We start from the raw sequence: 23,424 nt of genomic DNA on the forward strand, positions 1-23,424 counted from the left end.
TGGGGTGGGGGGGGGCCCGGGGGGGGGGGCGCGCGCCCCGCCGTCGGCGGCCCCCGACCCACGCGCCCACGCCCGCCGCGATCACGACGATCGGAAACGACGCCGACATCCCGCCGAAGATCACGACGCCGACCACGGCACCGGCGACCGCGCCGGCAGTGAGGTTGCGCGCGAGATGCGGCGACATGGGAAGCGCAGCGTGGGGCGCCGCGGCGTGCGCCGCGTGACGGGCGTGCTGCCCGCGCGGATTGACGAAGAAAAGGTTGACGTCTTCCTCGACGAAGCCGCGCGCGAACAGCTTTTCGGCGACGGCCTCGGCGGCGGGGAAGGTGGTGAACCGTCCAGCGACGATCAGTGACATGGAAATCCCCCTTTGACCTCGCGCGAGGCGCCGTGAAGGGACGGAAGACGCGGCAGGGCGCGGAGCGTGCGCGAACCGGGAGGCGGCTCAAATGAGGCTGCTCGGTGCAGCGGATCAGGCGCGGCCGGCGAGGCGCGCTGGGCGCGGCGCCGCCAGGAGACTGGACGGTGGCCGCGCGGCGGAGTGCGGCGAGGCGTGTATTGAGTGTAGTCAGGTGTGCGCAGAATGTGGGACTGCGCGAGGAAATTTATCCGGGCGTTTGCGCCGCGTTGCCCGGCACGAGCCGCAGCATGCTGACCACGGCGGCGACGGCGGCGAACCCCGTCGCCACATAGAGCGCGATCGTGGGCCCGTGCTGCGGCGCCACGCCGAAGATCAGCGCGACGAGCGCCGCGCCGAGGGTCTGGCCCGTGAGGCGCGCCGTGCCCAGCATGCCGCTCGCGCCGCCCGAGCGTTCGCGCGGAGCCGACGCAAGCATTTGCCGGTTGTTCGGCGACTGGAACGTGCCGAAGCCCGCGCCGCACAGCGCCATGCGCCAGCCGATGTCGAACGCCGAAGGGTGCGCGCCGAGCGTGGCGAGCAGCAGGAGCCCGAGCGCGAACAGCGCGAGCCCGATGCCGCCGAGCATGCCCGCGGCGTAGCGGTCGGAGAGCCAGCCGGCGAGCGGCGCGGCGCCGACGATCACGAGCGGCCAGGGCGTCATGAGCAGGCCGGTCGCGACCTGGGTGAAGCCGAAGGCGTCCTGCAGCAGAAAGGGCAGCGCGACGAACGCGAGCATCTGTGCGCAGAACGAGCAGATCGAGGTGCCGACCGAAAGCGCGAACACGGGAATGCTCAGCAGATCGACGGGCAGGAGCGGCGCGGGCTGGGTTAGCTGGCGGCGCACGAAGAACCAGCCGATCACGAGCGCCGCGGCGAATTCGGTGCCGATCCACGCGCGGCGCTCGCCGTGGCCGAGGCCGTCGACGGCGAAGATCAGGAGACCGAACACGAGCGCGTTGAGCACGGCGCTCCCGTAGTCGTAGGGTGCCGGATGCGGCCGGTTGACGGGCAGCGCGCGCAGGCCGAGCGCGTACGCGGCGATGCCGATCGGCACGTTGATCGCGAAAAGCCAGGGCCACGAGGCGACCGCGAGCACGCCCGACGCGATGGTCGGTCCCACCGCCGAGGCGATCGCCACCACCATCGCGTTGATCGAAACGCCGCGGCCGAGCTGGTTGCGCGGGTAAATCATGCGCACGAGCGCGGTGTTGACGCTCATGATGCCGGCGCCGCCCAGGCCCTGCACCATGCGCGCGGCCGCGAGCACGGGCAACGAGGGGGCGAGCGCGCAACCGAGCGACGCGACGGTGAAGAGCCCGAGCCCCCACAGATAAACGCGCCGGTAGCCGATGCGGTCGCCGAGCGAGGCGAGCGGCAGCAGCGACATCGTCACCGCGAGCTGGTAGGCGTTGACGATCCAGATCGAGCTCGCTTCGCTCGCCTGGAGATGGCGCGCGATCGTCGGCAGCGCGACGTTGGCGATCGCGCTGTCGAGCACCGCGAGCGTGATGCCGAGCGCCACCACGACGATGGCGTGATAGCGCTGCGGGAAAGGCAGGCCGGCTTCCGCCTCGGCGGCGGGATCGGCGTTCGGCTGGGACAGCGTGGACGTGGTGGTGGGCATCGATTGGCGGGCGCGCGCAACGGCGGTCGGCATGGCTCGCGGATGCGCACGCATCGCGCCCGGCGGCGCAGGCGTGGCCCGCGCCGTGTGTGCTGCCGGCGACGCTCGAGCGTGCGCGGTTATTTCAGTTCGTAGAGCCCGACGTAGGTCGTCGAATCGATTTCGTTCAGGTGCGTCATGAAGCGCGCCACCGCGTTGGTCGTGTCGGACGTGACCGGGAGTTCCGGCACCTTCAGTGCATGCACGCGGAAGATGTAGCGATGCGGCTTGTCACCGCGCGGCGGCGCGGCGCCGCCGAAGCCGACCGTGCCGTAGTCGTTGCGCAACTGCAAGGCCCCGCCCGGCAGCAGGCTGCCGTCGGCCTTGCCGGCATTGCGGGCGAGCGCGCGCACGTCGACGGGAATGTTGACGACGACCCAGTGCCAGAACCCGCTGCCCGTAGGGGCGTCGGGATCGTAGAGGGTCAGCGCGAAGCTCTGTGTGTCGTCGGGCGGCGCATCCCATTGCAGCGCGGGAGAAACGTTGTCGCCGTCCACGCCGAAGGCCCGTTCGTCGAATTCCTGTGCTTTCGGCATGAAGCCGTTGTTCGGGAAGTCGTCGGACCAGAGTCGGAATTCAGCCATGGGTTGTCTCCTTCTCGTGCGTTCTGGCCGGCGCGCGCCTCGCATGGGGCCGCGCACGGCTTGCCGATCGAGTTTATCACCGCGCGGCGCCCGTGCATGGGCTGTCGGGCACGCCGCTGCGCGCGCGCAGGCGCGACCCGCGCATAGCCCGCGCGCAGCTCGCGTGCAGCTGTTACGCGCGCGCTTCGAACCACGTCGAGGCGGGGTCCCGGAGCCAGGCGTCGAGGCGCTCGACCACGGCCTGCGGGTCGTGGTCGGCGCCGCGCAGCGCACATTCCCAGATCACCGCGACGCGCCAGCCTTGCGCAGCAAGCGCGGCGAGCGCCTTCGCGTCGTTGGTGCGGTTGCGCGCGATCTTCTCGCGCCAGAACTCGGGGCGCGTCTGCGGCCACTTGAAGAGCGCACAGCCGTGGCCGTGCCAGAAGCAGCCGTGCACGAACACGGCGGCGCGATAGCGCGGCAGCACGATGTCCGGGCGCCCCGGCAGTTCGCGCACGTCCAGCCGGAAGCGGAAGCCGCGCCGGTGCAGCAGGCTGCGGATCACGCGCTCGGGCCGGGTGTTGCGCCCGCGGATGCCGGACATCATCCGGCTGCGGGTGGCGGGATCGACGACATCGACCATGGTTGCCGTCCGCTATCGTGTCGGGGGTCTACGCTCGCGCCGTCAGGCCGCCTCGGCCGCCGGTTGCGTGCGCACCGGCCTGGCCGTTCGGCTGCGCGCGGCGGGGGCTTGCGCGAGCGCTTGGGCGCCGGAGCCGGCCAGCAGTGCGTCGAGATGCGGCATCATCGTGCGCGCCACTTCGCGCATCACCGGCATCACCACGCTGTTGCCGAACTGGCGATAGGCCTGCGTGTCGCTCACGGGAATGCGGAAGGTGTCGGGAAAGCCCATCAGCCGCGCGCACTCGCGCGGCGTGAGGCGGCGCGGACGCAATCCTTCGCCCTGGTGGACGAGGATCTCGCTGCCGTCCTTGTGATAGCGCGCCGAGAGCGTGCGCGTCACGCTTTCCGGAAATGCGAGGCCGTAGCCGAAGCCGTTGCCGGCGGCGCGGTGCTTCTCCGCGTATTGCTGGAGGTATTGCCAGAGTCCGGGCGTGAGCGTGTATCGGGGTTGCACGCGGCGCGCGCCGTGGTCGAAGAAGCGTTCGCCGTCCCATGGCAGGACGGGTTCGCTGCCGTCCGTGCGATGCAGGATCGAAGCGAGGCGCGGCCCCTCTTCGGGCAGCGCGAGCGCGTCCCACGAAAACGGCGCCGGCTCCCGAAAGCCCGCGATGATGATGCGTTCGCGGTGCTGCGGCGTGAAATGGCGGCCGTCGACGACGCGGTAATGCACGTCGTAGCCGAGTTCGTCGCGCAGCACCTGGAGGATCACGTCGAACGTGCGGCCGCGGTCGTGCGAAAGCAGGTTCTTGACGTTTTCGAGCAGGAAGGCGGCGGGGCGCCTGGCGGCGATAATGCGCGCGACGTCGAAGAAGAGTGTGCCCTGGGTCGTGCACTCGAAGCCATGCGGCCGGCCGAGCGCATTCTTCTTGCTCACGCCCGCGATCGAGAACGGCTGGCACGGAAAACCGGCGAGCAGGACGTCGTGATCGGGGACGGCCGCGGCGTCGCAGGTCGTGATGTCGCCGACGAAGGCGTGATGCCCGTCCTGGTCCTGCGGGTAGTTCTCCAGATAGGTTTTCTTCGAAAACGGGTTCCACTCGCTCGTGAACACGCATTCGCCGCCGTGCGCCTCGAAGCCCATGCGAATGCCGCCGATGCCCGCGAACAGATCGACGAAGCGAAACCGCGCGCCGGCCGCCGGGGTATCGGTGGTGCCGAGCAGGAGTTCGCGCAGGGCGGTTTCGAGCGTGGCCGGGCAGGGCGTTTCGCCTTTTTCCCAGCGGCGCACGGTTTTGACGTCCTTGCCGACATGGGCGGCGATCTGCTGCTGGGTGTAACGCTGACGTGCCTGCTGGAGCAGGTCTCGCGGATGAGCCGTGGGCACGGAGTCCTCTCTGGGTATTTTGGCGGACATTATGACCGACAGGCCAGGTGCGGCGCCAGGATTTCCGTAGCGCGGGACGAGGTGGGGCCCTGCCGGCGCGGTCGCGCGGACGGGGGATGAGACGGTGAACCCGGAGTGGCCCGGTGCGGCGGCCCGCGTGTTTTAGCGGTGCACGGACCCGGCGGCGCTGCGACGATGAGCCGACGTGTCCGCGCTGCTGCGCGTGTCGTGTGCGTCGAGCAGATGCAGGAGGCTATCGATCTCGCCCAGTTGGCCCTTGTTGACGTGGCCGGTATCGAGCAGGTGATGCAGGCGCTTGCGCCAGTAGGGCGTGGGCAGGATCGGGCCGGCCAGGTCGCCCGAGAGCGACAAGGGCATCACGCGGCGAATGTGCGCGATATCCTGGTCGATGAGATTCGACATGAGGTAGCCGGCGGGGATGGGACGAGTGGAGTCCATGAAGGACTTAACGGCACGGGAAGCCGCGGCTTTAGGGTTGCGCGTCTCCCGGTTTACCCGGATCGGCGGCGCGATGCGGACCCTGGCCGCGGTGCGTGCCCGTCGTCTAGTGCAGGACCAGCATCGCCAGCGACGAGAAAACGACCGTCGCGAGGAAACCCATGAGTGCAAAAACGTATGAAGAGGTCATGCCGTCCACCCTCCGCTCTGACAGATCGAATCGTAGGCGATGGACGTCGTCGTGAAAGTTAACAATTGACAAGCGGGGAGCGGCGATGCCGCGTCCCCTCGTCGGCTCACTCGGCTTGCGGCGCGGCGCCGGCCGGAGGCTGCGCCGCGCCTTCGAGGAACCGGCGCGTGGCTTCGAACGATTGCAGCATCTGTTCGGGCCAGGGCGTTTGCAGCATGACGGCTTGATGGTTCTCGAAAGCCGAGGTGAGCAGCTTCGCGAGTTCCGGTGAATTCAGGTGGCGCAGCACCACGCTCAATGCAATGGCGGTGGCCTGGCTCGCGCCGGCCGTCTGGAGTTCGGAAGCGGTGAGGGCGGCGACCTGCTTGTTGATGTCCATGGGGATGTTCTGCCTGGGAGGGTTGGGCGTGCGGCGCTCGCGCTTTGGCGCAAGCCGGAACTATCGGGGCCTGGGATCGCGCGCGGGCCGCGGGATGTCCCGCGCCGGAGTTGGGTGGCTGGTCCCCCTGGCAGGAATCGAACCTGCATCTAGCGCTTAGGAGGCACTTGTTCTATCCATTGAACTACAGGGAGGCATGCGGCACGCAGGCCTGCGGGCTTCGCGTGATCGCCATGTTTCCCAAGTCACCCGTCATGGCGCGAAGCGATTCGCGGATTTCGCACTCGAGGCGAATCGCGATGCAGGACGTGGAGTATAGCAAACGCCTTCCGGCGCGAAAATGACCACGCGGGAACCCGCCGTGACTCTGCCGTGACCTTCGCCGCGCGGGCGTAGCGCGCAACGCCGACCCGGTCCGGAACTCAGAATTCGACGACCGTGAATTCCGCCTTGCCCACGTCGCACAGCGGGCAGCGCCAGTCTGCGGGAATATCCGCGAAACGCGTGCCTGCCGCGATGCCTTCGTCGGGCAGCCCCTCTTCCTCGTTATAGATCCAGCCGCAGATCAGGCAGACCCAGCTCTTGTATTCGATCACTTCGCTCACCACAACACCTTTCATCCGTTCCACGCGTCGCCTGCTTTCCAGCCCCATTTTGGGGCGGCGGGCAATCCGCGATGTTACCGGAAAATTGCGCCGCTTCCGCCGAGTGCCTTTGCCGCAGGAGGCTTACCGAACGGCGATGAACGCAGCGACGCGCAGATCGTGTGCCTTCACGGATGCGTTGTATGCTGGGCCTCCGGCGTTCTGCGGCCGTCTGCGGAGGCGGCATGGCGTGCGGCATGCCGGGCTGGATTTTCCATTCCCGAGGAGAACAACGATGGTCAGAAACACCTTGCTCACGGCCGTGGCGCTCACGGCCCTGCTGGCGGTGACGGGCGTCGCGCGTGCCGAAGGCGTTTATTTCGTCGAACCGAAGGACGGTGCGACGGTCACCAATCCGGTGCACGTGGTGTTCGGCACCGACGGCATGACGGTCGCGCCCGCCGGCACGATGACGCCGGGCACCGGCCACCACCACCTGCTGATCGACAGCGGTCCGCTGCCGCAAGGCCAGGTCGTGCCGGTCAGCGATAAATCGATCCATTACGGCAAAGGGCAGACCGAAACGGATATCACGCTGCCGCCCGGCGATCACACGCTCACCGCGCAGTTCGCGGACGGCGCGCACCATTCGTACGGTCCCGAGTGGAGCCAGACCATTACGGTTCACGTGAAGTAAGGCCGGCGTTACCGCGCGCGGTGACGCCGAAAGCGCCGCCGCGCCGGACCGGTACAATGCGCGCTTCAGGTCCAACGCAGGCATCGTTTCCCCGTCATGTCGCTTTACACCCTCACCGGCGCGCAACTCGCGTTCGGCCACGTCGCGCTGCTCGATCATGCGGACTTCTCGCTCGAACCCGGCGAACGCGTCGGGCTGATCGGCCGCAACGGCGCGGGCAAGTCGTCGCTCTTGAAGATCGTTGCCGAACTGGCGAAGCCCGACGACGGTCTCATCACGCGCCAGCAGCATCTCTCGACCGTCTACGTGCCGCAGGAGCCCGAGTTCGACGCGGAGCTTTCGGTGTTCGACGCGGTCGCCTCCGGGCTCGAAGGCGTGCGCGCGCTGCTCGACGAATACGATACCGTCGCGCACAAGCTGGCGGACACGCCCGAAGGCGCCGGACACGATGCGCTGCTCGCGCGCATGAACACGCTGCAGTCCTCGCTCGATACCGCCGATGCCTGGAACTGGCGCACGCGCGTGTCGACCACGCTCGCGCAGATCGGCCTGGACGGCGAGGCGCGCGTGGGCGCGCTTTCGGGCGGCATGCAAAAGCGCGTGGCGCTGGCGCGCGCGCTCGTCGTGCAGCCCGACGTGCTGCTGCTCGACGAACCGACCAACCACCTCGACTTCGACGGCATCCGCTGGCTCGAGGAACTGCTCGTCGCGCAACGCTCGAGCCTGCTCTTCATCACGCACGACCGTGCGTTCCTCGACCGCGTGGCCACGCGCATCGTCGAGCTCGACCGCGGCAAGCTGCTCTCGTACCCGGGCAACTTCTCGCACTACCAGGAGCGCAAGGCGCAGCAACTGGAAGTGGAGCGCGTGGAGAACGAGAAGTTCGACAAGCTGCTCGCGCAGGAAGAGGTGTGGATCCGCAAGGGCGTCGAAGCACGCCGCACCCGCAGCGTCGGCCGCATCGCGCGGCTCGTGCAGATGCGCGGCGAACGCGCCGAGCGCCGCAATGTGCAGGGCAACGTGAAGCTCGACGTGGCGCAGGGCGAGAAGTCCGGCAAGATCGTCGCCGAACTCACGGACGTGACGAAGCGCTATGGCGATCGCACGATCGTCGACTGCTTTTCGGCCACGGTCATGCGCGGCGACAAGATCGGTTTCGTGGGTCCGAACGGCGCGGGCAAGACCACGCTGCTCAAGCTCATTCTCGGCGAGCTGAAGCCGGACGAGGGCACGGTGCGCGTGGGCACGAATCTCCAGGTCGCGTACTTCGACCAGATGCGCGCGCAGCTCGACCTGGAGAAAAGTCTTGCCGATACGATCAGCCCCGGCAGCGACTGGGTCGAGATCAACGGCGCGAAGAAGCACGTGATGAGCTATCTGGGCGACTTTCTGTTCGCGCCCGAACGTGCGCGTTCGCCCGTGAAGTCGCTCTCGGGCGGCGAGCGCAACCGCCTGCTGCTCGCGCGTCTGTTCGCGCGGCCCGCGAACGTGCTGGTGCTCGACGAGCCAACCAACGACCTCGATATCCCGACGCTCGAACTGCTCGAAGAACTGCTCGACGACTACGACGGCACCGTGCTGCTCGTGAGCCACGACCGGGCGTTTCTCGACAACGTGGTGACTTCCGTGATCGCGGCCGAGGGCAACGGCCGGTGGCGCGAGTACGTGGGCGGCTTCACGGACTGGCAGACGCAGAGTGCGCGTGCGCAGGAGCTGGCCGAGGCGCGCGCGCCTTCTGCGCCTGCGCCGGTTGCCGCCGCGCCGAAGGACAGCGCGGCGGGGCGCAACGCGCAACGCACGGTCAAGCTCTCGTTCAAGGAGCAGCGCGAGCTGGAAGAGTTGCCGAAGCGGATCGAGGCGCTGGAGACGGAACAAAAGGCCATCGGCGCGCAGATCGAGGAAGGCTCGATTTTCGCGAAGGACGCGCAGGAGGGGATGCGGCTCACCGAACGCTATGGGCAGATCGACGAGGAATTGCTCATGGCGCTGGAGCGGTGGGAGGAGCTGGAGAGCAAGCGGAAGTGAGGTGATGCGAGAGAGGGCGGCCTGATGAGGGCCGCTTCGGTCATTCGCCGATAAGCCGTATCAGATCGCGTTCGAGTACCGGGAGATGCTGTTTCAGCGTGCTCCAGATTATCTCGACGTCCACCGCGAAATAGCCGTGTGAGATCTGATTGCGCATGGCGTGCAGGGTGCGCCATCGGATTTCGGGGTGGCTTGCGGCAAAAGCGGGATCGCCTTGTTCGACGTTGTGAGCGGCTTCTCCGATAATTTTGAGATTACGGACGACGGCGTCGAGGGCCATCGGCGTGTCCTGGAGCGATTGTGCCGAGTGGCCTTCCGTGTAGCTGCGAATGCGCCTGATTGCTTCCAGGATGTGCCCGAGGTAATCCGGCGTGCGCAGGTCGTGTTTCTTCATACCGGCTTTGCCTTTGCGATGGCGCGCGCGCGGATCTTTTCGGGCAGCCCCTTCGGCGTGAGCACATCGACAGGCACGCCCAGCAGCGCTTCCAGCCGCAACTGGATGCGCGCGAGGTCGAACAGGGAAGTCTCCGGCGTGGGATCGACGAGCAGATCGAGATCGCTGCCTTCCTCATCTTCGTCACGCGCCGACGAGCCGAACACGCGCACGTTCGTCGCGTGATGGCTCGCGACGATCTCCCGGATTTCGGCGCGATGCGCGCGCAAGGCTTCGGACGGTTTCATGGTGGCTCCACGTTTCCCGGGCGGCGGTTGGCCCCGTTTCACGAGCAACCGATTCTACGCGAGTCCCGCGTCCGCCAACCCCTCGGCCGAACGGTCGACCCCTGTGCAAATTGCCGCGCCGCCCCAAATCAGTACAATACCTCGCGAATCCCGTTTGCCGCGCCGCTGCCCGCGCGGCGAGCATGCCAGTTCATCCCGTTGTTTCGTTTCGCTTTTTTTGAAAACTCAACGCGTTGTCCACGCAGATGTCCACAGGACCTGTGGACAACCGCGCGGCAACCCGACGGACCACCATGTCTACGAAGAAGTCAAACGCTACCTATAGCGAAGCGTCGATCAAGGTGCTCAAGGGCCTCGAGCCGGTCCGGCAGCGGCCGGGCATGTACACCCGCACCGAAAATCCGCTGCACATCATCCAGGAAGTCATCGACAACGCCTCGGACGAAGCCCTCGGCGGCTTCGGCCGCCGCATCACGGTGACGCTGCACGCGGACCAGTCCGTCTCCGTCGAAGACGACGGCCGCGGCATCCCGTTCGGCCTGCACCCCGAAGAGAAGGTGCCGGTCGTCGAAATCGTCTATACCCGCCTGCATGCGGGCGGCAAGTTCGACAAGGCCGCCGGCGGCGCCTACACGTTCTCGGGCGGTCTGCACGGCGTGGGCGTCTCGGTCACGAATGCGCTTTCCACACGCCTCGACGTGACCGTGTGGCGTGACGGCAAGGTCGCCGAGATCGGCTTCGCCAACGGCGACGTCGTCAGGCCGCTCGCCGTGCGCAATGCCGCGCGCGACGAGAAGAAGACCGGCACGCGCGTCACCGCCTCGCCCGATCCGAAGTACTTCGACTCGCCCAATCTGCCGTTCGGCGAACTGCAGCGCCTCTTGCGCTCGAAGGCCGTGCTGCTGCCCGGCGTCGAGGTCGAGCTCGTCAACGAGAAGACGGGCGAGCGCCAGAGCTGGAAGTACGAAGACGGCCTGCGCGGCTATCTGCTCGAAGGCATGGGCGGCAGCGAACTGCTGATCCCGCTCTTCGAAGGCGAACGGTACGCCGACGCACGCACGGCCGACGACACCTTCGCCGAAGGCGAGGGCGCTACCTGGGTCGTCGCATGGACCGAGGAAGGGCCGCTCACGCGCGAGTCGTATGTGAACCTCATTCCCACGCCGGCGGGCGGCACGCACGAAAGCGGCTTGCGCGACGGTTTGTTTCAGGCTGTGAAAAGCTTCGTCGAACTGCACAATCTTCAGCCCAAAGGCGTGAAGCTGCTGCCCGAAGACGTGTTTGCGCGCGTCTCGTTCGTGCTCTCCGCGAAGGTGCTCGATCCGCAGTTCCAGGGGCAGATCAAGGAGCGCCTGAACAGCCGCGACGCCGTGAAGCTCGTTTCGTCGTTCTCGCGTCCCGCGCTGGAGTTGTGGCTCAACCAGCACGTCGAGCACGGCAAGAAGCTCGCCGACCTCGTCATCAAGCAGGCCCAGGCGCGCACGCGCGCGGGCCAGAAGGTGGAAAAGCGCAAGAGTTCGGGCGTGGCCGTGCTGCCCGGCAAGCTTACCGACTGCGAATCGACCGATATCGCGCGCAACGAACTCTTCCTCGTGGAGGGCGATTCGGCGGGCGGTTCCGCGAAGATGGGCCGCGACAAGGAATATCAGGCCATCCTGCCGTTGCGCGGCAAGGTGCTGAACACGTGGGAAACCGAGCGCGACCGTCTCTTCGCCAACAACGAAGTGCACGACATTTCGGTGGCGATCGGCGTCGATCCGCACAGCCCCGACGAGACCGTCGATCTCGCGAATCTGCGTTACGGCAAGATCTGCATTCTCTCGGACGCAGACGTGGATGGTTCGCATATCCAGGTGTTGCTGCTCACGCTCTTCTTCAAGCACTTCCCGCAGCTGATCGAGCGCGGCCACGTGTGCGTGGCGCGCCCGCCGCTGTTCCGTGTGGATGCGCCCGCGCGCGGCAAGAAGCCTGCGCAGAAGCTCTACGCGCTCGACGAAGGCGAACTCGAAGCGATCCTCGACAAGCTGCGCAAGGACGGCGTGCGCGAGACGCAATGGTCGATCAGCCGCTTCAAGGGCTTGGGCGAAATGAGCGCCGAGCAGCTCTGGGACACGACCATGAACCCGGACACGCGACGCCTCTCGCCCGTTGCGCTCGGCGACCTCGACTACGAGGCCACCGTCGCGCGCATGACGATGCTGATGGGCAAGGGCGAAGCGGCGTCGCGTCGCTCGTGGCTCGAAGAGAAGGGCAACGAAGTCGAAGCGGACATCTGACGCCCCCCGATAAGAATACGGATTGATTGAACATGGACGATCTTTTTGCTGAAGTGACCGGCGGCGCCGAAGGCGACACGCTCACGCTCGGCCACTACGCGGAGCGCGCGTACCTCGACTACGCGGTGAGCGTGGTGAAGGGCCGCGCGCTGCCCGACGTCTGCGACGGCCAGAAGCCGGTGCAGCGACGCATTCTCTTCGCGATGAACGAGATGGGGCTTGGCGACAACGCCAAGCCTGTGAAGTCGGCGCGCGTGGTGGGCGACGTGCTCGGTAAATACCACCCGCACGGCGACCAGTCGGCGTACGACGCGCTCGTGCGTCTCGCGCAGGACTTCTCGATGCGCTACCCGCTCATCGACGGCCAGGGCAACTTCGGCTCGCGCGACGGCGACGGCGCGGCGGCGATGCGGTACACCGAAGCGCGCCTCACGCCCATCGCGAAGCTCTTGCTCGACGAAATCGACATGGGCACCGTCGATTTCATGCCGAACTACGACGGCTCGTTCCAGGAGCCGAAGACGCTGCCCGCGCGCCTGCCGATGCTGCTGCTCAACGGCGCCTCGGGTATCGCGGTGGGTCTCGCCACGGAAATCCCGTCGCACAACCTGCGCGAAGTCGCGGCGGCGGCGGTGGCGATGATCCGTAATCCGAAGATCACGCACGCCGAGCTGATGGAGAAGGTGCCGGGGCCGGACTTTCCGGGCGGCGGCCAGATCATTTCGAGCGAGGCGGAAATCGCGGCGGCCTATGAAACGGGCCGCGGCAGCCTGAAGGTGCGCGCGCGCTGGAAGATCGAGGATCTCGCGCGCGGCCAGTGGCAACTGGTGGTCACGGAGCTGCCGCCGAACACCTCGAGCCAGAAGGTGCTGGAAGAGATCGAGGAACTGACCAATCCGAAGCTCAAGCTCGGCAAGAAGACGCTCACGCCCGAGCAACTGCAGAGCAAGCAGACCATGCTCGCGCTGCTCGACGCCGTGCGCGACGAGTCGGGCAAGGACGCGCCCGTGCGCATCGTGTTCGAGCCGAAGACGAGCCGCATCGACCAGGGCGAGTTCGTCAATTCGCTGCTCGCCAACACGAGCCTCGAATCGAATGCGTCGCTGAACCTCGTGATGATCGGCGCCGACGGCCGTCCGCGTCAGAAGGGCATCAGCGAGATTCTGGGCGAGTGGATCGGTTTCCGCTTCGCGACGGTCACGCGCCGCACGCAGCACCGCCTGACCAAGGTCGACGACCGCATCCATATTCTCGAAGGGCGGATGATCGTCTTCCTCAATATCGACGAGGTGATCCGCATCATCCGCGAGTCGGACGAGCCGAAGGCCGCGCTCATGAGCGCGTTCGGCCTCTCCGAGCGCCAGGCCGAGGACATTCTCGAAATCCGTCTGCGTCAGTTGGCGCGGCTGGAGAAGATCAAGATCGAGAAGGAGCTCGAAGAGCTGCGCGACGAGAAGTCGAAGCTCGAAGAGCTGCTCGCGAACGAGTCGTCGATGAAGCGCCTCATCGTGAAGGAGATCGAAGGCGACGCGAAGCAGTACGGCGACGACCGCCGCACGCTGATCCAGCAGGAAAAGCGCGCCAGTTTCGAAGTGCGCGTGGTGGACGAACCCGTCACCGTGGTCGTTTCGCAGAAGGGTTGGGTGCGGGCGCTGAAGGGCCACGGGCTCGACCCGCAGGGCTTCACGTTCAAGGCCGGCGACGGCCTCTATGCCACCTTCCTGTGCCGCACGCCCGACACGCTGATCGCGTGGGGCAGCAACGGCCGCGTCTATTCGGTCGCGGTTGGACAACTGCCGGGCGGGCGCGGCGACGGCGTGCCGGTGACTTCGCTCATCGAGCTCGAAGCGGGCACACACCTGCTGCACTACTTCGCCGCGAACGCCGAGCAGCAACTGCTGCTCGCGTCGAGCAACGGCTTCGGCTTTATCGCGAAGATCGGCGACATGGTGAGCCGCGTGAAGGCGGGCAAGGCGTTCATGACCATCGACGAGGGCGCCTTGCCGCTCGCGCCGATGCCCATGCTGCCGGGCGCGATCCAGGTGGCGTGTCTTTCGTCGGGCGGGCGTCTGCTCGTGTTCGGCCTCGACGAGATGAAGACGCTTTCGGCCGGCGGTCGTGGCGTCATACTGATGCAGCTCGAAGACAACGAAAAGCTCGTGCAGGCGCTCGCGATCAGCGCGGCCGGCGTGGTGCTGATCGGTACGGGCCGCGGCGGCAAACCGGGCGAGGACCTGATGGCGGGCGCGGTGCTCGCGCCGCAGATCGGCAAGCGTGCCCGCAAGGGCCGCACGCCGGATTCGAAGCTCAAGCAGGTCGTGGCGTTGCGTCCGGTGTTGCCGCAGTAAGGCGCGGGGCAGGACGGTGAATGGCCGAAAAAGCAGCCACAAAGGCGCGCACGTCCGGTGCGCGCCTTTGTGCCGCATGGAATAATCGCGCGCAGACTGGCATTGCGGGCACGTGCCTTGCGCTGCGCCGCCTCTCCACACATACAGGAATCTGAAGCATGGGCCACGCGATCGAAGTCGCGCTTTTCTTGCATTTGCTGGCTGTCGCCGTCTGGGTGGGCGGCATGGTGTTCGCGCACTTCTGCTTGCGACCGGCGCTCGAAGATCTTTCGCCACAACTGCGGTTGCCGCTCTGGGAGTCGGTGTTCGGCCGCTTCTTCAACTGGGTGGCGGGCGCGGTGCTCGTCATTCTGGTCACCGGCGGTTTCCTGCTCATGCAGTTCGGCGGCGGCCACGCCACCTGGCAACTGCATACGATGGCGGGGCTCGGCGTGCTGATGATGCTGATTTACGGCCACCTCCGTTTCGCGGTCTTTCCGCGCATTCGCCGCGCCGTGCAGTCGCAGCGCTGGCCCGACGGCGCGCGTGCCGTGGGCACCGTGCGCCGGCTCGTGCTCGTCAATCTCGTGCTGGGCATCGTGACGATCGGCGTCGCGGTGATGTCGCGCGGGTTCTGAAGCCGGACGGCGTTACCTGGTCAAAGCCTCTCGGCCAGCGCATGGCGCTGCATGCAGCGCTCCATCGCATCGAAGAAGGCCACTTCGGCCGCATTCATCTTGCGCTCGCGATGCCACAGCAGGTGGATATCGACATCCGCGAGCCCGTCTTCCGGCGGCAGCCGCCACAGCCGCTGCCGCGCCAGATCGTCCCGCACCGCATGTTCGGGCAGGCAGCCGATGCCGTAGCCCGCATAGATGAGCCGCCGCACCTCGTCGAGACTCGGCGAAGACGCCACGATACGCCCCGTGAAGCCGCGCTGGTCGCGAAACACCGTGAGCGGCGAGAGGCTGTCGCCAATCTGGTCGCTCGTGAACGACACGAAGTTTTCGGCGAGCAGGTCTTCCATCGTCAGTTGAGACAGGCCGAAGAGCCGGTGATGGCGTCCGCAGAAAATGGCGTAGCGCTGCCGCAGGAATAGCCGCCGCTCCAGCTTCTCCACGGGCGTGCGGCACAGGCTCAGGCCCGCTGTCGCCGTCTTTTGCAGTACCGACGAAATGATGTCCGACGAGCGCATGACTTCGATCTGCAGGTCGATGCGCGGGTAGGCGACGTGAAATTCCGCGAGGAATTCGTCATAGACGCGCGATTCGATGCGGCTCACCGTGAGGAGCCGGATCGAGCCGGTGATGTCGGCGGTCCGTTCGTCGAGTTCGGTTTCGAGGCGCGAGATGTTGCCGTAGATGTCGCTCGCGATGCGATAGACCTCCTCGCCGGCCTGGGTCGGCACGAACTGGGCGCCGCGCCGCTCGATCAGCTTGCGCTCCAGCGCGTCTTCGAGGCGCTTGAGCGCCTGGCTCACGGCGGGCTGCGTCACGAAAAGACGCGCCGCGGCGCGGCTCAGGCTGCGCTCCTGCATGATCACGAGGTAGGTGCGCAACAGGTTCCAGTCGAGCCGGTCGTTGAGAAATCGGGTCGGTTCTGCTCGCATGGCGGCGGCTCTCCGTCATAGGTATTAGCCAAATTTATGCACGAAATAATAACGCGAAATTTGACTAATGTTTTGTGGCCGGCGATAAACCTTGCACGCGCATATCGCGTGAGACGCCACACGACACACGAGGAGACGCCCCATGAACCCAGCCCAACCGGCGGCCGCCACCCGCCAGCCCGTGCGCGCCGCCGCCGCGGCATTTATCGGCACGATGATCGAGTGGTATGACTTCTACATCTACGCCACTGCGGCCGCTTTGGTCTTCGGCGAACTCTACTTCCCGTCCGAGGACCGCTTCGTCAGCACGATGGCCTCGTTCGCCACGTTCGCCGTCGGCTTCTTCGCACGGCCGCTCGGCGGGCTGATCTTCGGCCACCTGGGCGACCGCATCGGCCGCAAGAAGGCGCTCATGACCACGCTCATGATGATGGGCGTCGCGACGGTCTGCGTCGGCCTGCTGCCTTCATATGCGAGCGTCGGCATGCTCGCGCCGGTGCTGCTCATCCTGCTGCGCGTCGTGCAGGGCATCGCGGTGGGCGGCGAGTGGGGCGGCGCCGTGCTGATGGCGGGCGAGCATGCGCCGCAAGGCCGCCGCACCTTCTTCGCCTCGTTCGCGCAACTCGGTTCGCCCGCGGGCCTGATCCTGTCGCTGCTCGCGTTTCGCGCCGTCACCTCGCTCGACAAGGCCGCGTTCCTCTCGTGGGGCTGGCGTCTGCCGTTCCTCGTTTCGTCCGTGCTGCTCGTGGTCGGCATCGTGATCCGGCTCGGCGTGAACGAATCGCCCGAGTTTGCGCAACTGAAGGACCAGCGCCGCACGGTCAAGCTGCCGATTGCCGAGGTATTCCACTCCGCGTGGGGCCTCGTGCTGCTCTGCATCGGCGCGAACACCATCGGCATCGCGGGCGTGTACTTCACGAACACCTTCATGATCGCGTACACGACGCAGTACGTCGGCATCACGCGTTCGATGATCCTCGACTGCCTCTTCGTCGTCGCCATCATCCAGTTTCTCTTGCAGCCCGTTGCCGCGTGGCTCGCGGAGCGCTTGGGCGGCGCGCGCTTCCTGAAGTGGGCGGCCATGGCGGCGATGCTCTCGCCGTACCCGATGTTCGCGCTCGTGGAGAGCGGCCGGGTCGTGCCGATGGTGATCGGCATTGCGCTCGCCGTGGTCTGCATGGCCAGCTTCTACTCGGTGATCGCGGGCTTCGTCTCCGGCGTGTTTCCCACGCGCGTGCGCTACTCCGCCATTTCGCTCTCGTACCAGGTGTGCGGCGCGGTGGCGGGCGGGCTCACGCCGCTCGTCGGGACATGGCTCGCGCATCGCTATGCGGGGCAGTGGTGGCCGCTTGCCGTGTTCTATACGTGTCTCGCGGGCGTGTCGCTCTTGTGCATCGTCGCGCTGGACGCGCGTCGTGTAGCAGAGGCGCACGACGGGGCAGCGACAGGCGCGGTGAGTTCGCGCGGATGAATCGATGTGTTCGACCAGTAGGGATGTGATGATGAAAGAGCTATTGCAGGTTGATGGCGCGCGCCTGTGGGCGAGCCTGATGGAGATGGCGAAGATCGGCGCGACCCGGGGCGGCGGCGTGCGCCGCCTTGCGCTGACCGACGAGGACCGACGCGGCCGCGAGTTGTTCGCGCGCTGGTGCCGCGAGGCGGGAATGAGCGTGTGGACCGACGAGGCGGGCAACCTGTTTGCGCGCCGCGAGGGCACGGACCCGGACGCGGCGCCAGTGCTGATGGGCAGCCATCTCGACACGCAGCCCGAAGGCGGCCGCTTCGACGGCGTCTATGGCGTGCTGGCCGCGCTCGAAGTGGTGCGCGCGCTGAACGACGCGGGCGCTACGACGCAAAAGCCCATCGAAATCTGTTCGTGGACCAACGAGGAAGGGGCGCGCTTCACGCCGGCGATGCTCGGCTCGGCGGTCTTTGCGGGTGCGATGCCGCTTGCCGATGCGCTGGCGCGCGAAGACGCCGACGGCGTGACGCTGGGCGAGGCGCTCGACGCATGCGGCGCACGCGGCACGCGCGCGGCGACGGGCGTGCCGGTCGACGCGTACTTCGAGGCGCACATCGAGCAGGGACCGGTGCTTGAAGCGAACGGCACGACCATCGGCGTGGTGACGGGCGGCCAGGCGATCCGCTGGTTCGACGTGACGGTGACGGGCGTGGCCGCGCACGCGGGCACGACGCCGATGCGCTATCGCAAGGACGCGTTCTTCGGTGCTGCCCAGATGGCGCTCGAAATCGAGCGCGTGATGGCGCGCTACGCGCCGCTCGGTCTCGTGACGATCGGGCAGGTGCAGATTGCAAACTCGTCGCGCAACACGATTGCGGCGAACCTCACGTTCACCGTCGATATCCGCCACCCCGACGACGCCCAGCTCGACGCCATGGAGCGCGATCTGCGCGCGGCGTGCGCGACGGCGGCCGCGGCGCGCGGCCTCGACGCGGTGATCGCGCATTGCTGGACGAGCCCGGCCACGCCGTTCGATGCCGAATGTGTGGGCCTCGTGGTTCAAGCGGTGACGACGCTCGGGCTTTCGAACGAGCGTATCGTGAGCGGCGCGGGCCACGACGCGATCCATCTCGCGCGCTATTGCCCGACGGCCATGGTATTCATTCCGTGCGTGGACGGCCTCTCGCACAACGAGGCCGAGGACGCGCTGCCCGAAGACGTCACGGCGGGCGCGAACGTGCTGCTCAATGCGGTGGCCGCGCGCGCGGGTGTGTACATTGCCGCAGCCGCCAAGGCATGAGAAAGGAGTCCTGAGCATGCTGACCTGGTTTCACCCCGAACAACTGCTGCACCACCCGCGCAGCTATCTCTCGCGCGGCCAGATGCGCGAGCCGCAGGAAGTGCCCGAGCGCGCGGCGCGGCTCGTGGCGGCGGCGCACTCGCTCGGCTTCGAGGTGCATGAGCCCGCCGACTTCGGCACGGCGCCCATCGCGGCCGTGCACGACATGAGCTACCTGCGCTTCCTCGAAGAGGCGCACGGCGAATGGAAGCGCATGCCCGAGGACTGGGGCGACGAAGTGATGTCGAACATTTACGTGCGCGATCCGAATCCGCTGCGTGGCGTGCTCGCGCAGGCCGCGCGCTACCTCGCGGACGGCAGTTGTCCGGTGGGCGCGAACACATGGCGCTCGGCGTACTGGTCGGCGCAGAGCGCGCTCGCGGCGGCGGCCACGGTCAAGGACGGCGCGGGCGCGAGCTATGCGCTCAGCCGTCCGCCCGGCCATCATGCGCGCGCCGACGCCGCGGGCGGCTTCTGCTACCTGAACAACGCGGCCATCGCTGCGCAGTCGCTGAGGGAGCGCTTTAGCCGTGTGGCGATCCTCGATACGGACATGCATCACGGCCAGGGCGTGCAGGAGATTTTTTACGGCCGCGACGACGTGCTGTACGTCTCGATCCACGGCGATCCGACGAACTTCTATCCGGTGGTGGCCGGCTATGAGGACGAGCGCGGCGAGGGCGCGGGCGAGGGCTACAACGTCAATTTTCCGATGCCGCACGGCGCCTCCGAGGACGCGTTCTTCGAGCGCGTGGAGGCAGCGCTGCGCGTGCTCAAGCGCTTCGAGCCCGACGCGATCGTGCTCGCGTTGGGCTTCGATATCTACAAGGACGATCCGCAGTCGAAGGTGGCCGTGAGCACCGAAGGCTTCGGGCGTCTAGGCGCGGTGATCGGCGCGCTCGGCCAGCCTTGCGTGATCGTGCAGGAAGGGGGCTATCACCTGGCGAGCCTCGAAGACAACGCGCGGGCGTTCTTCGGAGGTTTCACGCGCGCGCAGGCCCGCTGACGCACACTGAGCGACGCAACGGCCGCGCGCCGCCTTCAGCGCGGCTGAGACGCGTCGCTCACGTGCTCGCCATGCTCGGCCGTGCCGGCGGCGTGCGCCATGCCGCATACGCCGAAGCGCTCGATCAGCGCGGGCACGCCTTCCACCGGCACGGGGCGCGAGAACAGGAAGCCTTGTGCCTCGATCGGACCGAGCGCCGCGAGCCAAGCAATCTGCTCCTCGGTCTCCGTGCCTTCCACGACCACCGTGAGGCCGAGCGAGCGCGCGAGATTCACGATCGCCGAGACCATCACGCACACGCTGCGGTCGGCGGGAATGGCCTGCACGAACGAGCGGTCCACCTTGAGCGTATCCACGGCGAAGCGGTTCAGATAGGAGAGCGAAGAGTAGCCCGTGCCGAAATCGTCGAGCGCCACGCGCACGCCCAGGCGCTTGAGCGCGAAGATCTTTTCGGAGACGAGCTCGGGGTACTCCATCATCGCGGTCTCGGTGATCTCCAGTTCGAGGTGATGCGCGGCGATGCCCGTTTCCTCGATGGCGTGCGCAACCGTCTCGTAGAGGTCGCCGCGCCAGAACTGCACGGCCGAGATGTTGACGGCCAGCGAGAGGGTTTCGTACCCCTGCTGCTGCCACTGCGCGAGCTGCGCACAGGCCGTGCGGATCACGAAGTCGCCCACCGGCACCATGAGCCCGGTCGATTCGGCCACTGGAATGAATTCGCTTGCCGGAATGAGCCCGTACTGCGGATGGTTCCAGCGCACGAGCGCCTCGAAGCCCGTAATGCAGCGGCGCCGCAGATCGATCTTCGGCTGATAGGCAAGGAACAGTTGCCCTTCGGCCAGCGCCACGCGCAACTGCTGCTCCCACTTCATCAAATGGTCGGCGCGGTGCGCGAGCTGCGGCGAGTAGAAGCGGAAGCAGTTGCGGCCCGCTTCCTTCGCGGCGTACATCGCGAGGTCGGCCTTCTTCAGCAGGTCGATCTCGCTTTCGTGCGCCACCGCGAAGAGCGCGATGCCCGTGCTCGCGTGCAGCACGAACGCGCTGCCGCGCACGTCGAACGGATGCGTGAACGCGAGGTTGGTGGCCTCCGCGAGCGAGATCGCGCGCTTCTCGATGTCGTCGCCTTTCACGATGACCACGAACTCGTCGCCGCCGATGCGCGCGAGCGTGCCGCCCGCGCCCACGGCGTCCGCGAGGCGCGCCGCGCTCATCTGCAGCACGATGTCGCCGGCGTTGTGGCCGAGCGTGTCGTTGACGGTCTTGAAGTTGTCGAGGTCGATGAAGAGGATCGCGAGGCGCCCGAGATTGCCGGGCTGCGAGACTTCGTGGCGCAGCCGCTGCAGCGTGGCATAGCGGTTGGGCAGGCCTGTGAGCAGGTCGTACTGCACGAGTTGCGACATCTCGCGCTCGCGTCCCAGCAGCTTGCCGATCAACCCCGTCGCAACGGCGAAGAATGACAGCATGGCGAGCGAGATGAACGTCGCCATCATCAGGTAGACGTCGCGCGTGTGGTTGTAGTCGGCGAACTGCTCGGCTTGCGAGAGCCCCACGAGCACGCCTAGCGGATAACCGTCGATGTGACGGTACGAGACGATGCGCGTGACGTGGTCGATCGGATCGACATAGGTGCCCGAGACGTGCTCGGCGATCGGATAGATGCCGCTGGCCGAGAAAGCCCCGTTCGCGCGTTCGGCGCTGCCGGTACGGCGTGCGAGCACGGTGCCCGTGTCCGAGATCACGGCGATCACACCGTCGCGGCCGATGGCCGCGTTGTTGTAGAAGTCGCTCGTGAAGTAGCCCGGGTCCTCCGAAACCACCACGACGCCCGCGAACGAACCGTCGGGATGATTGAGGCGGCGCGTCATCTGCAGCGTCCAGCGTCCCGACACGCGCCCAAGCACCGGCTTGCTGATGTAGAGCTGGTCGTCGTTCTCGTGCTCGTGCACGCGGAAGTGGTCGCGGTCGGAGAGGTTGATCGGCTTCGGATGCGGATCGCTGGTGTTGGCGACGAGCTTGCCGTGCTCGTCGATGATCGATACCTGCACGAGCGAGTCGCTCTGCACGACGCCCTTTTCGACCGTGGTCGCGAGATCGAACGTTTCGGGTGACTTCTCGTACTCGTACTTCACGAACCGCGTGATCTGGTCGACCTGGTGGATCGCCTTGACGGTGTGCTGTTCGAGCCCTGCCGACAGGATGGCTGCCGAGGCGGTAGCCTCGCGCAGGGTCGCTTCCTTTTCGACCGAAAGCCGCATGAAGATCACGGCCCACAGCAGGAGCAGCACGAGCACGCCGAGGAGCGGAATGGCCAGCAGCGTCCGCGGGCGCGTGAAGGCCGGGCCGGACGTATCGCGCAGGCTCGGGTCGCGGGAGAACGGTCGCCGGGCGGTGCTCATCGTGCCCGCCGCACGCATGATTCGCCATGCCGCGGGTGCGGCGGCCGGGACGGCAACGAGGCGCTCGGTTTCATGGGCGGCATGCTATGCGGGACGGCTGAGAGAGTGGCGCGCAGGATGCACGCGGAAATGGACACGGCGGGGCCTTCCGGCACCCGATATTCCGATATTAATGGTTGGGCAATGTTTAAGGAAGCACCGCCTCCCCGGGTATACACGAATCGTGTTACCCGGCGCTCACATCGCCTATCTGGCGAGCATAGATGCGGGTTCGCGCATAAATCTTGCACCTTGCGCGGAGGGGAAGCCGTGCCGCCTCTTGGGGCGGCACGGTCAGGAGTGCGATCAGGGGAGGCGGCAGGAGCCGTCGATGACGCTCACCGATGCGCCGCCGATCCAGATCCGGCCGGCGGCATCGTCGTAGTCGACCGAGACGCGGCCGTCGCGCCCCATCGCGGTGCCCTGGCGCACCGTATAGTGCGCGCCCGGGCGCAGGTTCTGCTGCTGCAGAAGCAGGGCGATCGCGGCATTGGCACTCCCCGTGACGGGGTCTTCGCCCTTGCCGAGGCCCGTCATCAGGCAGCGGACCTCGAACGTGGCGGGGCCGCCCGCCGCGTGCGGGCCGTAGGCCGCGATGCCACGTGCGCCCACGCTTTCGGCTATCGTCGTGAACGCTTGCAGATCGGGGTCGAGGGCGAGCACGGCTTCGGCCGAGGCGAAGCGCACGACGAGCCACGGCGCGCCGTTGTCGGCGGCGCAGGGGGCTGCCTCGAAGTCGATGGCGTCCGAGCGCAGCGCGGTGCGCAGGGCGTCGTAGCGGTCCGCGGGCAGCGGCGTCACGCGCGCGGGCGGGGCTGCGAAGGCCCAGCGCACCGGCGTGTCGTCATTGGGGTGATCGTCGCGGCCTTGTTCGGCCAGTTCGACGAGACCGGCGCCGCATTGCTGCACGAGGCGGCCGGGCGTTTTCGGCTGATGGTCGCTTTCGAGCAACGCGTGCGCCGTGCCTAGCGTCGGGTGTCCGGCGAACGGCAGCTCGCCGCGCGTCGTGAAGATGCGCACGCGATAGTCGGCGCGCGGATCGGTCGGGGCGAGCAGGAAACTCGTTTCGGAGAGGTTGGTCCAGCGCGCGATGGCCTGCATCTGCGCGGTATCGAGTCCGTCGGCGTCGAACACGACGGCGAGCGGGTTGCCCTTGAACGGCACCGACGTGAACACGTCGACCTGTTTGAAGCGGACGCTGCGTTGGGACATGGCGGGGAGTCTCGGGGGAGGAGGAACGCGGGCCCGCCGCCCCCGGGCAGGCGGCCCGGGCGGTTGGGGGGGGGGGGTTGGCCGCGCCGCCGGCGGGCCCAGCGGG

21 protein-coding genes, 1 tRNA gene and 1 pseudogene are annotated in these 23,424 nt (G+C 67.2%); 9 read left to right on the top strand and 14 right to left on the bottom strand.

Features of this window, described 5'->3' with window-relative positions; genetic code table 11:
* The 6 genes and pseudogenes from V8683_RS17545 to V8683_RS17570 form a co-directional block, all read right to left on the bottom strand.
* A pseudogene (locus V8683_RS17545) lies at window positions 1-361 on the bottom strand (hypothetical protein); the annotation flags it as partial.
* A 247-nt stretch (window positions 362-608) separates the two neighbouring features.
* Complete coding sequence (locus tag V8683_RS17550) at window positions 609-2,027, bottom strand: MFS transporter (RefSeq protein WP_411190589.1); 1,419 nt, start codon at window positions 2,025-2,027, stop codon at window positions 609-611.
* Window positions 2,028-2,146: 119 nt separating this feature from the next.
* Window positions 2,147-2,650, bottom strand: a complete 504-nt coding sequence (locus V8683_RS17555) for a YbhB/YbcL family Raf kinase inhibitor-like protein (RefSeq protein ID WP_411190278.1) — start codon at window positions 2,648-2,650, stop codon at window positions 2,147-2,149.
* A gap of 172 nt (window positions 2,651-2,822) precedes the next feature.
* A complete protein-coding gene (locus tag V8683_RS17560; RefSeq protein WP_411190277.1) occupies window positions 2,823-3,272 on the bottom strand; it encodes a very short patch repair endonuclease in 450 nt (149 codons plus the stop codon).
* Window positions 3,273-3,314: 42 nt separating this feature from the next.
* Entirely contained in the window at window positions 3,315-4,667 is a 1,353-nt protein-coding gene (gene dcm, locus V8683_RS17565; RefSeq protein WP_411190276.1) for a DNA (cytosine-5-)-methyltransferase, read from the bottom strand.
* A gap of 132 nt (window positions 4,668-4,799) precedes the next feature.
* Window positions 4,800-5,096 carry a hypothetical protein gene (locus V8683_RS17570; RefSeq protein WP_411190275.1) on the bottom strand — a complete coding sequence of 99 codons (297 nt, stop codon included), beginning with the start codon at window positions 5,094-5,096 and terminating at the stop codon, window positions 4,800-4,802.
* On the opposite strand from V8683_RS17570, the gene V8683_RS17575 reads away from it, so the two are divergent.
* Entirely contained in the window at window positions 5,095-5,277 is a 183-nt protein-coding gene (locus V8683_RS17575) for a hypothetical protein (RefSeq protein WP_411190274.1), read from the top strand. The two genes, V8683_RS17570 and V8683_RS17575, sit on opposite strands and share 2 nt — an antisense overlap.
* Window positions 5,278-5,392: 115 nt before the next feature.
* Here V8683_RS17575 and V8683_RS17580 read toward each other — a convergent pair whose 3' ends face one another.
* The 3 genes from V8683_RS17580 to V8683_RS17590 form a co-directional block, all read right to left on the bottom strand.
* Window positions 5,393-5,665 carry a hypothetical protein gene (locus V8683_RS17580; RefSeq protein WP_411190273.1) on the bottom strand — a complete coding sequence of 91 codons (273 nt, stop codon included), beginning with the start codon at window positions 5,663-5,665 and terminating at the stop codon, window positions 5,393-5,395.
* Window positions 5,666-5,784: 119 nt separating this feature from the next.
* Window positions 5,785-5,859: transfer RNA gene (locus V8683_RS17585), tRNA-Arg, on the bottom strand.
* A 228-nt stretch (window positions 5,860-6,087) separates the two neighbouring features.
* Window positions 6,088-6,270: a rubredoxin gene (locus V8683_RS17590; protein WP_411190588.1), complete on the bottom strand. Its 183-nt coding sequence runs from the start codon at window positions 6,268-6,270 to the stop codon at window positions 6,088-6,090.
* A gap of 274 nt (window positions 6,271-6,544) precedes the next feature.
* Between V8683_RS17590 and V8683_RS17595 the strand changes: the two genes are divergently transcribed.
* Window positions 6,545-6,946 (top strand): DUF4399 domain-containing protein, encoded by a 402-nt coding sequence (locus V8683_RS17595; RefSeq protein WP_411190272.1) that lies wholly within the window; start codon window positions 6,545-6,547, stop codon window positions 6,944-6,946.
* A 96-nt stretch (window positions 6,947-7,042) separates the two neighbouring features.
* Window positions 7,043-8,971: an ATP-binding cassette domain-containing protein gene (locus V8683_RS17600; protein WP_411190270.1), complete on the top strand. Its 1,929-nt coding sequence runs from the start codon at window positions 7,043-7,045 to the stop codon at window positions 8,969-8,971.
* Window positions 8,972-9,011: 40 nt separating this feature from the next.
* On the opposite strand, the gene V8683_RS17605 is transcribed toward V8683_RS17600, so the two are convergent.
* Both V8683_RS17605 and V8683_RS17610 read right to left on the bottom strand, forming a co-directional pair.
* Window positions 9,012-9,365, bottom strand: coding sequence for a HepT-like ribonuclease domain-containing protein (locus tag V8683_RS17605; RefSeq protein WP_411190268.1), 354 nt, complete (start codon window positions 9,363-9,365; stop codon window positions 9,012-9,014).
* Window positions 9,362-9,652 carry a nucleotidyltransferase family protein gene (locus tag V8683_RS17610; protein WP_411190266.1) on the bottom strand — a complete coding sequence of 97 codons (291 nt, stop codon included), beginning with the start codon at window positions 9,650-9,652 and terminating at the stop codon, window positions 9,362-9,364. The genes V8683_RS17605 and V8683_RS17610 overlap by 4 nt, the downstream gene beginning before the upstream one ends.
* Before the next feature lie 293 nt (window positions 9,653-9,945).
* Here V8683_RS17610 and V8683_RS17615 point away from each other — a divergent pair, with 293 nt between their 5' ends.
* From V8683_RS17615 to V8683_RS17625, 3 genes are all read left to right on the top strand, one after another.
* Window positions 9,946-11,928: a DNA topoisomerase IV subunit B gene (locus V8683_RS17615; RefSeq protein ID WP_411190264.1), complete on the top strand. Its 1,983-nt coding sequence runs from the start codon at window positions 9,946-9,948 to the stop codon at window positions 11,926-11,928.
* A gap of 32 nt (window positions 11,929-11,960) precedes the next feature.
* A complete protein-coding gene (parC, locus tag V8683_RS17620; RefSeq protein ID WP_411190263.1) occupies window positions 11,961-14,276 on the top strand; it encodes a DNA topoisomerase IV subunit A in 2,316 nt (771 codons plus the stop codon).
* A 158-nt stretch (window positions 14,277-14,434) separates the two neighbouring features.
* Window positions 14,435-14,893 (top strand): CopD family protein, encoded by a 459-nt coding sequence (locus tag V8683_RS17625; RefSeq protein WP_411190261.1) that lies wholly within the window; start codon window positions 14,435-14,437, stop codon window positions 14,891-14,893.
* A gap of 20 nt (window positions 14,894-14,913) precedes the next feature.
* On the opposite strand, the gene V8683_RS17630 is transcribed toward V8683_RS17625, so the two are convergent.
* Window positions 14,914-15,864, bottom strand: coding sequence for a LysR family transcriptional regulator (locus V8683_RS17630; RefSeq protein ID WP_411190259.1), 951 nt, complete (start codon window positions 15,862-15,864; stop codon window positions 14,914-14,916).
* Window positions 15,865-16,006: 142 nt separating this feature from the next.
* Here V8683_RS17630 and V8683_RS17635 point away from each other — a divergent pair, with 142 nt between their 5' ends.
* Genes V8683_RS17635 through V8683_RS17645 form a run of 3 tightly spaced genes read left to right on the top strand, consistent with a single transcriptional unit; the run spans window position 16,007 to window position 19,671 of the window.
* A complete protein-coding gene (locus V8683_RS17635) occupies window positions 16,007-17,335 on the top strand; it encodes an MFS transporter (RefSeq protein WP_411190257.1) in 1,329 nt (442 codons plus the stop codon).
* Window positions 17,336-17,366: 31 nt separating this feature from the next.
* The gene (locus V8683_RS17640; RefSeq protein ID WP_411190587.1) at window positions 17,367-18,626 is read left to right on the top strand and encodes a Zn-dependent hydrolase; all 1,260 of its coding nucleotides are present in this window, start codon (window positions 17,367-17,369) and stop codon (window positions 18,624-18,626) included.
* A 16-nt stretch (window positions 18,627-18,642) separates the two neighbouring features.
* Window positions 18,643-19,671 carry a histone deacetylase family protein gene (locus tag V8683_RS17645; RefSeq protein WP_411190255.1) on the top strand — a complete coding sequence of 343 codons (1,029 nt, stop codon included), beginning with the start codon at window positions 18,643-18,645 and terminating at the stop codon, window positions 19,669-19,671.
* A 35-nt stretch (window positions 19,672-19,706) separates the two neighbouring features.
* On the opposite strand, the gene V8683_RS17650 is transcribed toward V8683_RS17645, so the two are convergent.
* Together V8683_RS17650 and V8683_RS17655 are read right to left on the bottom strand one after the other, a co-directional pair.
* Window positions 19,707-22,067, bottom strand: coding sequence for a bifunctional diguanylate cyclase/phosphodiesterase (locus tag V8683_RS17650; protein ID WP_411190253.1), 2,361 nt, complete (start codon window positions 22,065-22,067; stop codon window positions 19,707-19,709).
* A gap of 345 nt (window positions 22,068-22,412) precedes the next feature.
* Complete coding sequence (locus tag V8683_RS17655; protein WP_411190251.1) at window positions 22,413-23,318, bottom strand: PhzF family phenazine biosynthesis protein; 906 nt, start codon at window positions 23,316-23,318, stop codon at window positions 22,413-22,415.
* Between the last annotated feature and the right edge of the window lie 106 nt (window positions 23,319-23,424).

This window comes from Paraburkholderia sp. AV2, assembly GCF_054968425.1.

Coding starts and splice junctions, on each gene's coding strand:
- V8683_RS17550 (WP_411190589.1), bottom strand. CDS start 2,027: ATGCCCACCACCACGTCCACGCTGTCCCAGCCGAACGCCGATCCCGCC.
- V8683_RS17555 (WP_411190278.1), bottom strand. CDS start 2,650: ATGGCTGAATTCCGACTCTGGTCCGACGACTTCCCGAACAACGGCTTC.
- V8683_RS17560 (WP_411190277.1), bottom strand. CDS start 3,272: ATGGTCGATGTCGTCGATCCCGCCACCCGCAGCCGGATGATGTCCGGC.
- dcm (WP_411190276.1), bottom strand. CDS start 4,667: ATGTCCGCCAAAATACCCAGAGAGGACTCCGTGCCCACGGCTCATCCG.
- V8683_RS17575 (WP_411190274.1), top strand. CDS start 5,095: ATGAAGGACTTAACGGCACGGGAAGCCGCGGCTTTAGGGTTGCGCGTC.
- V8683_RS17570 (WP_411190275.1), bottom strand. CDS start 5,096: ATGGACTCCACTCGTCCCATCCCCGCCGGCTACCTCATGTCGAATCTC.
- V8683_RS17580 (WP_411190273.1), bottom strand. CDS start 5,665: ATGGACATCAACAAGCAGGTCGCCGCCCTCACCGCTTCCGAACTCCAG.
- V8683_RS17595 (WP_411190272.1), top strand. CDS start 6,545: ATGGTCAGAAACACCTTGCTCACGGCCGTGGCGCTCACGGCCCTGCTG.
- V8683_RS17600 (WP_411190270.1), top strand. CDS start 7,043: ATGTCGCTTTACACCCTCACCGGCGCGCAACTCGCGTTCGGCCACGTC.
- V8683_RS17605 (WP_411190268.1), bottom strand. CDS start 9,365: ATGAAGAAACACGACCTGCGCACGCCGGATTACCTCGGGCACATCCTG.
- V8683_RS17610 (WP_411190266.1), bottom strand. CDS start 9,652: ATGAAACCGTCCGAAGCCTTGCGCGCGCATCGCGCCGAAATCCGGGAG.
- V8683_RS17615 (WP_411190264.1), top strand. CDS start 9,946: ATGTCTACGAAGAAGTCAAACGCTACCTATAGCGAAGCGTCGATCAAG.
- parC (WP_411190263.1), top strand. CDS start 11,961: ATGGACGATCTTTTTGCTGAAGTGACCGGCGGCGCCGAAGGCGACACG.
- V8683_RS17625 (WP_411190261.1), top strand. CDS start 14,435: ATGGGCCACGCGATCGAAGTCGCGCTTTTCTTGCATTTGCTGGCTGTC.
- V8683_RS17630 (WP_411190259.1), bottom strand. CDS start 15,864: ATGCGAGCAGAACCGACCCGATTTCTCAACGACCGGCTCGACTGGAAC.
- V8683_RS17635 (WP_411190257.1), top strand. CDS start 16,007: ATGAACCCAGCCCAACCGGCGGCCGCCACCCGCCAGCCCGTGCGCGCC.
- V8683_RS17640 (WP_411190587.1), top strand. CDS start 17,367: ATGAAAGAGCTATTGCAGGTTGATGGCGCGCGCCTGTGGGCGAGCCTG.
- V8683_RS17645 (WP_411190255.1), top strand. CDS start 18,643: ATGCTGACCTGGTTTCACCCCGAACAACTGCTGCACCACCCGCGCAGC.
- V8683_RS17650 (WP_411190253.1), bottom strand. CDS start 22,067: ATGAGCACCGCCCGGCGACCGTTCTCCCGCGACCCGAGCCTGCGCGAT.
- V8683_RS17655 (WP_411190251.1), bottom strand. CDS start 23,318: ATGTCCCAACGCAGCGTCCGCTTCAAACAGGTCGACGTGTTCACGTCG.